The organism is Staphylococcus pasteuri (assembly GCF_003970495.1).
In the GTDB taxonomy this organism is placed as follows: domain Bacteria; phylum Bacillota; class Bacilli; order Staphylococcales; family Staphylococcaceae; genus Staphylococcus; species Staphylococcus pasteuri.
The window spans coordinates 1-6,965 of sequence record NZ_RXWW01000009.1 but is presented as its reverse complement, the minus strand read 5'-3'; the positions used below and the strand labels follow the sequence as shown (position 1 = coordinate 6,965).

General features: G+C 29.9%; 6 protein-coding genes. 5 read left to right on the top strand and 1 reads right to left on the bottom strand.

Annotated elements, in window-relative coordinates; genetic code table 11:
• Positions 1 to 270 precede the first annotated feature (270 nt).
• The 3 genes from CD121_RS00970 to CD121_RS00960 all read left to right on the top strand — a co-directional run bounded on the left by CD121_RS00970 (position 271) and on the right by CD121_RS00960 (position 4,786).
• Positions 271 to 993 (top strand): hypothetical protein, encoded by a 723-nt coding sequence (locus CD121_RS00970; RefSeq protein WP_126567290.1) that lies wholly within the window; start codon positions 271 to 273, stop codon positions 991 to 993.
• Positions 994 to 996: 3 nt separating this feature from the next.
• Positions 997 to 4,410, top strand: coding sequence for a SasC/FmtB family protein (locus CD121_RS00965; RefSeq protein ID WP_126567289.1), 3,414 nt, complete (start codon positions 997 to 999; stop codon positions 4,408 to 4,410).
• Between the two features lie 67 nt (positions 4,411 to 4,477).
• Positions 4,478 to 4,786 carry a hypothetical protein gene (locus CD121_RS00960; protein WP_070452104.1) on the top strand — a complete coding sequence of 103 codons (309 nt, stop codon included), beginning with the start codon at positions 4,478 to 4,480 and terminating at the stop codon, positions 4,784 to 4,786.
• A 66-nt stretch (positions 4,787 to 4,852) separates the two neighbouring features.
• Here CD121_RS00960 and CD121_RS00955 read toward each other — a convergent pair whose 3' ends face one another.
• The gene (locus CD121_RS00955; RefSeq protein WP_126567288.1) at positions 4,853 to 6,139 is read right to left on the bottom strand and encodes an aminotransferase class I/II-fold pyridoxal phosphate-dependent enzyme; all 1,287 of its coding nucleotides are present in this window, start codon (positions 6,137 to 6,139) and stop codon (positions 4,853 to 4,855) included.
• A gap of 201 nt (positions 6,140 to 6,340) precedes the next feature.
• On the opposite strand from CD121_RS00955, the gene CD121_RS12560 reads away from it, so the two are divergent.
• Positions 6,341 to 6,436 (top strand): Trp-rich small protein, encoded by a 96-nt coding sequence (locus tag CD121_RS12560; protein ID WP_017638086.1) that lies wholly within the window; start codon positions 6,341 to 6,343, stop codon positions 6,434 to 6,436.
• A gap of 181 nt (positions 6,437 to 6,617) precedes the next feature.
• Positions 6,618 to 6,791, top strand: coding sequence for an SE1626 family protein (locus CD121_RS00950; RefSeq protein WP_017638085.1), 174 nt, complete (start codon positions 6,618 to 6,620; stop codon positions 6,789 to 6,791).
• The last annotated feature ends 174 nt before the right edge of the window (positions 6,792 to 6,965 follow it).

Sequence of the window (6,965 nt, the reverse complement as noted above, 5' to 3'; positions counted from 1 at the left end):
AAAAAACTTTCTAGTAGAAAATCTGCTAGAAAGTTTTTCTTTTTACATAAAATGAAGGTTTCATAATATAAAAATTAAAATTTTATTAATAATTTATTATAAATAGTGAAGTTTTTAGTAAAATAAAATAGTTGTCTTACCACTTACTAGGTGTTATATTATTTATTGTAATTTTTATTTCAAAATATTTTAATTTGCTATTGAATGGTATTAACGAACGTCACGCTACTTGAATATAATCACATTGACAAAAAGGAGAAAAAATTAAAAGTGAATCAACCTAGAAATTACAATCAAGAAGAAGTTAACAAAAAATTTTTTTCAATTAGAAAGTTAAGAGGATATGGTGCTACAAGTATTGCTGTAGCATCTATATATTTATCATTTGGTCATATGAATAGCGCAAGTGCTGCAGAGGAAACTAATCAAACAAATCCACAATTGACCAATAATTTTGAAGCACAAAAAAATAGTAACTCCGCTAGCACAAATTCAAAGGCAAGTGGAGAAACTAATAATCAAATTGATGCAAACCAAGTCCAAAAAGAATATGATGAAAACAATCAAATAGATTCTAATCAAACAAATCAATTTAGAAGCAATAATATAAAGTCAGAAGAGTCATCGGTTGGAAACAATGAAAAATTAAAGAAATTAATAAATCAATATAAGAACATTGATTTATCAAATAAAACGAATGATTCTGTTCAACAATTTAAAACTAAGTTAGTAAATGCTGAACAATTTATTGAAAATCAAGCTACTCAAAAAGAAATAGATGATTATTATCAAGAATTTATTAATTCGGCTTCACTATTAAAAAAAGAAAATAACGTAGATTTAAATGAAACTAAAAAGAATCGTTTAATAAATAATGACGATCAGTTAGTGACTAACGGAATACCAGCGAATAATACTGAGCCTAATAAAAATAACAGACATAGTACAATAAAAAACCAAAATAGAGATACATCTTTTAGATCGGCTAACTAACCTATTAATAATGATAAAAGTAATGATCCATTAAACAAAAATGAAATAAACACTGAACTGCGAAATGGTAATTTTGAGCAAGTAACTGGAGGAAACTTACCAAGTAATACAGATAAGCTTACAGTAGTTACAGGAGTTGATGGATGGCATAGTTTATCAACTGTTTCAGATCCTGAATATCCAATGACTTTGACAACTGCAGGGAAAAAATATAGTTCCTTCATGAGTGATTCTAACGCACCATATGGCGTAATATTAGCTAGAACTACTGATGGTTATAATAGAAAAGTACTAGATCCAAGAGTAGCTGGTATTTATCAAGATATCGACGTTAATCCAGGTTCAGAATTAGTAGTAGAGTATGTTTCCTCAGCTTTAAATGTCATTAACTCTTGGCCAGGAGTTAAAGCCAAAGTAACTAGTGTAGATGGTTCAAATGTATACTATGATAAGACACTTAATGGTATGGGGAAATATCCTACAGGAAGATTATCGTTCATGATTAATGTACCTGAAGATGTTAATAGATTAAGACTTGCATTTCTACCTGTTGCTGATGTGAAAACATTAACTTCCACTCAAACAGGTGCTCAACAAGGATTTGGAACTAATAAGAGTTATTTATATGGTGGAATAGTTAGTAGAGTAAGGGCTAATAGTGGTGCATATATAACTTCAAATGTTGATGAAATCAAATATGATTTTAGAAGTGATTCTACAAACTCAAATTATGCTAGAGGTACGATTTCAGTATCACTTGAAAATAAAGGACATTTTCGATCTAAAGAAACAAAATACGTAGTGTCATTACCAGCAGGTTCCAAGTTTATTTCTGCTACTGACGTAAGTACAAATTTTGATGAAGCTACTAACACTTTAACTCTCGATGCTGGCAAAATTGATGCAGGTGCTACCAAAAATATAACTTACACAATTGATTTTCCAGCTACACAACCCAATACAATTGATTTAAATGGAAATGTAACGTACAAAACAGACGCCCCTTATAGAGGTAATGATACTCAAAAAATAGGTACTAATATTGTTAATCAACAGCAAGTTGATATTTTGATGTATAAAGAAGAATTGAACGATAAATATAATAATATTAAACAATACTTAAATACTATTAATGAATCTGAATTTACGGCTAATTCTGTAAATAATTTAAAAGCTAAATTAGAAGAAGCTAAATCCATTTTAAATGAAGCATTAAATAATACGCCAATAGCGGAAAGAAAGAGTCAGGCAATTATAAACCAACTAACAACTGAATTAGAACAAGAAAAAATAAATCTTAAACTACTTTCTCCTCAAGAACCGAAAATAACTACTAACAATGAATATGTGTATACAGTTGTTACACCGCCAAATAATGCAGATAAATTAGAAATAAATTATGTTAATCCTGATGGAATGATGTCTAAATTAATTGCCAAAAAAGAAGGAAATAATTGGTTGTTAAATGAGGCGCCTGCTGGATTTACTATTAATCCTATAACAGGTGGAATCGCTATTAATTATATAGGTGTCGCTCCTCATAGTGAGATAACAGCTAGCGCTACGCAAGGAAATAGTGCTCCTAGTAATTTAGTTAGGGCTATCATGCCAGTTAAAGAAATTGCACCACCTGAACCAAAAATTATTAAAAATGAAGAAGAAGCTAGTTTGATAATTCAACCACAAGGCGATACTGATAAAATGACTATAAATTATATTGGCCTAGATGGAGAATCAAAAGAAGTAGTTGCCACAAAAATTAGTGATCATTGGGAATTAAACGACAATCCTAAAGGCATAAGCATAAATGATATTAACGGAGAAGTGGTTGTTAATTATGAAGGAGTTCAAGTTGGCAGTGAAGTAACCGCAGAATCAAATTATGGAAATAGTGATTCTAGCTTAATAGCTAGAGATAAAATACCTTTAAAACAAGCAACACCAGTCGTACCAGTTATATCATCAGATGATCAAGAAGCTAATGTAACAATCACACCACAAGACAATACAGATAAAATAGTAGTGAAATATATAGATCCAAATGGAGATTCGAAAGAAGTAGTAGCTACGAAAGTTGGGGAACAGTGGACAATAGAAAATAATCCACAAGGCTTTGCAATTAATCCAACAACAGGTTTATTGACTATTACTCATGATGGTGTTCAAAATGGTAGCGAAGTTAGAGTTCAAGCCACGCAAGGAAATAGTAATCCAAGCGAAATAATGGCCAAAGTACCAAATAAAGAAACAACACCAGCCGCACCAATGATAACAATAAATGATCAAGAAGCTAGTGTAACAATCACACCACAAGACAATACAGACAAAATGGTCGTGAAGTATATAGATTCCAATGGTGATTCGAAAGAAGTAGTAGCAACAAAAGATGGAGACAAATGGTCGCTAAACGATAATGTAGATGGTATAAACATTGATGGAACAAATGGTGTAATCACGATAACGCACGACGGTGTTCAAAATGGTAGCGAAGTTAGAGTTCAAGCCACGCAAGGAAATAGCAATCCAAGTGAAGTAACTATTAAAGTACCAAATAAAGAAACAACACCAGCCGCACCAGTAATAACAACAAATGACCAAGAAGCTAGTGTAACAATTACACCAAAAGATAATACAGACAAAATGGTAGTGAAGTATATAGATCCAAATGGTCAACAGAAAGAAATAATCGCAACAAAAGCAGAAGACAAATGGTCATTAAATGATAAAGTAAAAGGCATTAACATTGATATTATTAAAGGTGTAATCACAATAACTCATGACGGTGTTCAAAACGGTAGCCATGTCACAATCCAAGCCACACAAGGAAATAGTGATCCAAGCGAAGTTACTGCTAAAGTTTCTTATAAAGAAACTGCACCAAAACCACCGATAATCCAATTAGATAAACAAAAGAAGCATATAACAATCACACCACAAGATAATACAGATAAAGTAAGTATAAATATTGTAAAACCGAATGGAAAAATTATAGATATTACTTCAAATAAAATTGGAAAAACGTGGAAGTTTAATAAAAAAATCCATGGTATCAATATTAATGAGAAAACTGGTGTAATTACCATTAAAGATATTAACAAACTCAACGGTAGTAAAATCCTTGCTAATAGTTCAATTAGAAATAGTGAAAAGAGTAATACTGTCCAAATAACTATTCCTAATAAACAAAAGTCAATTATTACATTTGAACCTTCTTCTAATCAGACTAATAAAGTTAGTCTATCTGAACCCAAGTCAGTGAAAGTAGGAGAAAATAGTTTTAAAACGATAAAAGATAAAAAGTCACAATTACCTGAAACAGGTAGTATAAATACTGGGACAACTCGTACTACTAATCTGTTAATATTAATTTTAGGTTTAACAATTTTGAAATTGAGACGCAAAAAGAAAGACTTCTAATTTGACTTAGTATAGAATTGAATAGTAATAAAAAGTTTTTAAAATTACTAAAAATTATAGGTATATTATGTATTACTTCATTGTAATTTTCACTAGTATTAGTTCAATTATAAGTTTGTATTATGCTATTGAAGCTTTTATAAAAACAAGACAAATTAATGCCCAATATGCATTTGCCAGAAGTTTAGCAATAGCATTATTAAGTGTAGCAACATTATGTTTTGTAAATCAGTTAATTTTATTTGTAATGACATTATTAATGGCTTTAGTTCAATTAATTGATGGTATTATGGGAATAACTATAAAAGATAAATTAAAAACATTTGGACCATTTTCATTAGCAATTATAGGTTTTATTTTATTGATTTTTATATAACTACAACTTAATTACCAATATTAAAAAGGTTAGACCATTATTTGGTCTAACCTTTTTATCTTAACTTTAACGTAAATCATCAATAGCTTTTGCAATCGAATCAAATACATGAGGAATATCAGATTTTTCAACACAACTAAACGCAATACGTATATCTGTTTGATTTAATGCAATAACACCAATTGAATATTGTTCAATCAGATGTTTACGTAATGTTTCAGGGTCAACATCTTTAACTTTTATCGCCATAAAATAACCAGAATTAAAGTCATAAGCTTGCCAGTGTGAAGCATATTTTTCGTCGTAAACTACTGATTTTGTAACTTCATATCGTTCACGTAAGGTCGTAATATTTTGCTCGATTTCTTTATTAAATTGATCGTTATTCTTCAATACATGTTTAACTGCACTTTGTGATGGAAGTGGTCCACTTGAAATATTACTACGAATTAGACCTTTAGTTTTTGCTTCCAATACATCTTTTGCAATTTCATCTTCAACACCAAATGTGATAAATCCAACACGGAATCCCCAAGCAAAGAATTCTTTTGTAGCACCATCTAATCGTACAGGTAACACATTTTTAGAATTGATATTAGTTAATGCAGTGAATAAGGATTGTGTATATACGTCTTCGTAAAACAAACCATAATAAGCGTCGTCGATAACAGCTACAACTTGAGTTCCTTTACTAGTCAATTGTTCAATAGCTTTAACAATTGTTTGTACTTCATCTTTATTAGGTGTATAGCCAGTTGGATTGTTAGGATAATTAAGAATCATTACTACTTTATCTTGATTATAAGATTCTAATGTTTTAACTAACTCATCAGTAGTATAATGTCCATTTTCATCAAAAATTGGGTAAGTTGAAATATTTGCATTATTACGAGTATCAAAAACAAGTTTATAATTTCCCCAATTATGTTCAGGTAATAAAACAGTATCTCCAGAATTTATAAATAAATCTGCTACAAGTGAAAGACCATGTGTAAGTGCGTTAGTGACAATTGGACGTGTCATTACTTGTTTAGTTAAATCTGGATTGTCTTTTAACATTTTTGCTTGCCATAAGTCACGTAATTCTTCGACACCTTGAGGTGGTGCATAAGGAAAAATTTCATCTGGTGTTAAATCATTAAACATTTGATTTAATGAATCTGCATACATTTTACCTTTATCATTAGTTGCCATCCCAATAGTTGCATTATATTGAGTACTTTTAGCTTCAGCAGATTGAGAAAGTATACCTTTTGGATAAAACATTTTTTGACCCAAATCAGAAAGCATATGTAAAATTTCTGGATTTGAATTATTAAGTTGCTCATTTAAATTTTGGGCTAATGGGTTCATATTGAATAACCTCGCTTTTATAAAATAAAGTCATTATCTTTATATTAGCTTGAATTTAACTAAAGATAAAGTATTCTTAGTTAAGATTTAGTTATTGAAAAGATTTTCTAATATAAATACGAACATACGTTCTGTTTTTGTGTTAAGATAATCTTAGGTCATCGACATATATGACACTTTGCATTTGGGAGGTGTAGTATAATGACGTGGTGGCAAGATGGAATTATCACTTTATTAACAGGTGGACTACTAGTTGTCTTTAGAATTTGGTTAGAAATCAATTGGAAAGACAAATAGATGACCGTACACAAAAATAACCCCAAGCCTGCTGGTACCAGGTTTGGGATTGTGTAGTATAATTTGTGGATACAAATTTATAGTAACATTACGTTAAACATATCGCAATCAATATAATAAATGAATAGAGTACATCTATAAAACAAAATTTGATATAATTTATACTATTGAGGTGAGTACAGTGAAGCATATGACTAAAATATTTGTAGTATTAGCAGTCTTATTATTCATTATTGGTTATTACTTACAAGCTACAGGTAACGAATCTTCAGGAATAAAACTTTTACTTGCAGCCATTATGTTTATGATTTGTGCATTTATTAGCAGAAATAATGATCGCCGTAAAAGGAAATAATAATTTAAGTGAATTGAATAATTTATTTTAGACAGTATGAAAATGTTCATACTGTTTTTTTACTGTGTATATATATTTTCTATGCATTTAAATGTTCTAGTTAAATTCTCTATACAGTCATTTTAATAGTTACCCTTTACAAAAGTGTATATAGTGTGTATATTGTATATATAC

Excerpts from the sequence above, each read along its gene's own strand:
- CD121_RS00960 (WP_070452104.1), top strand. The coding sequence starts at position 4,478 with ATGTATTACTTCATTGTAATTTTCACTAGTATTAGTTCAATTATAAGT.
- CD121_RS00955 (WP_126567288.1), bottom strand. The coding sequence starts at position 6,139 with ATGAACCCATTAGCCCAAAATTTAAATGAGCAACTTAATAATTCAAAT.
- CD121_RS12560 (WP_017638086.1), top strand. The coding sequence starts at position 6,341 with ATGACGTGGTGGCAAGATGGAATTATCACTTTATTAACAGGTGGACTA.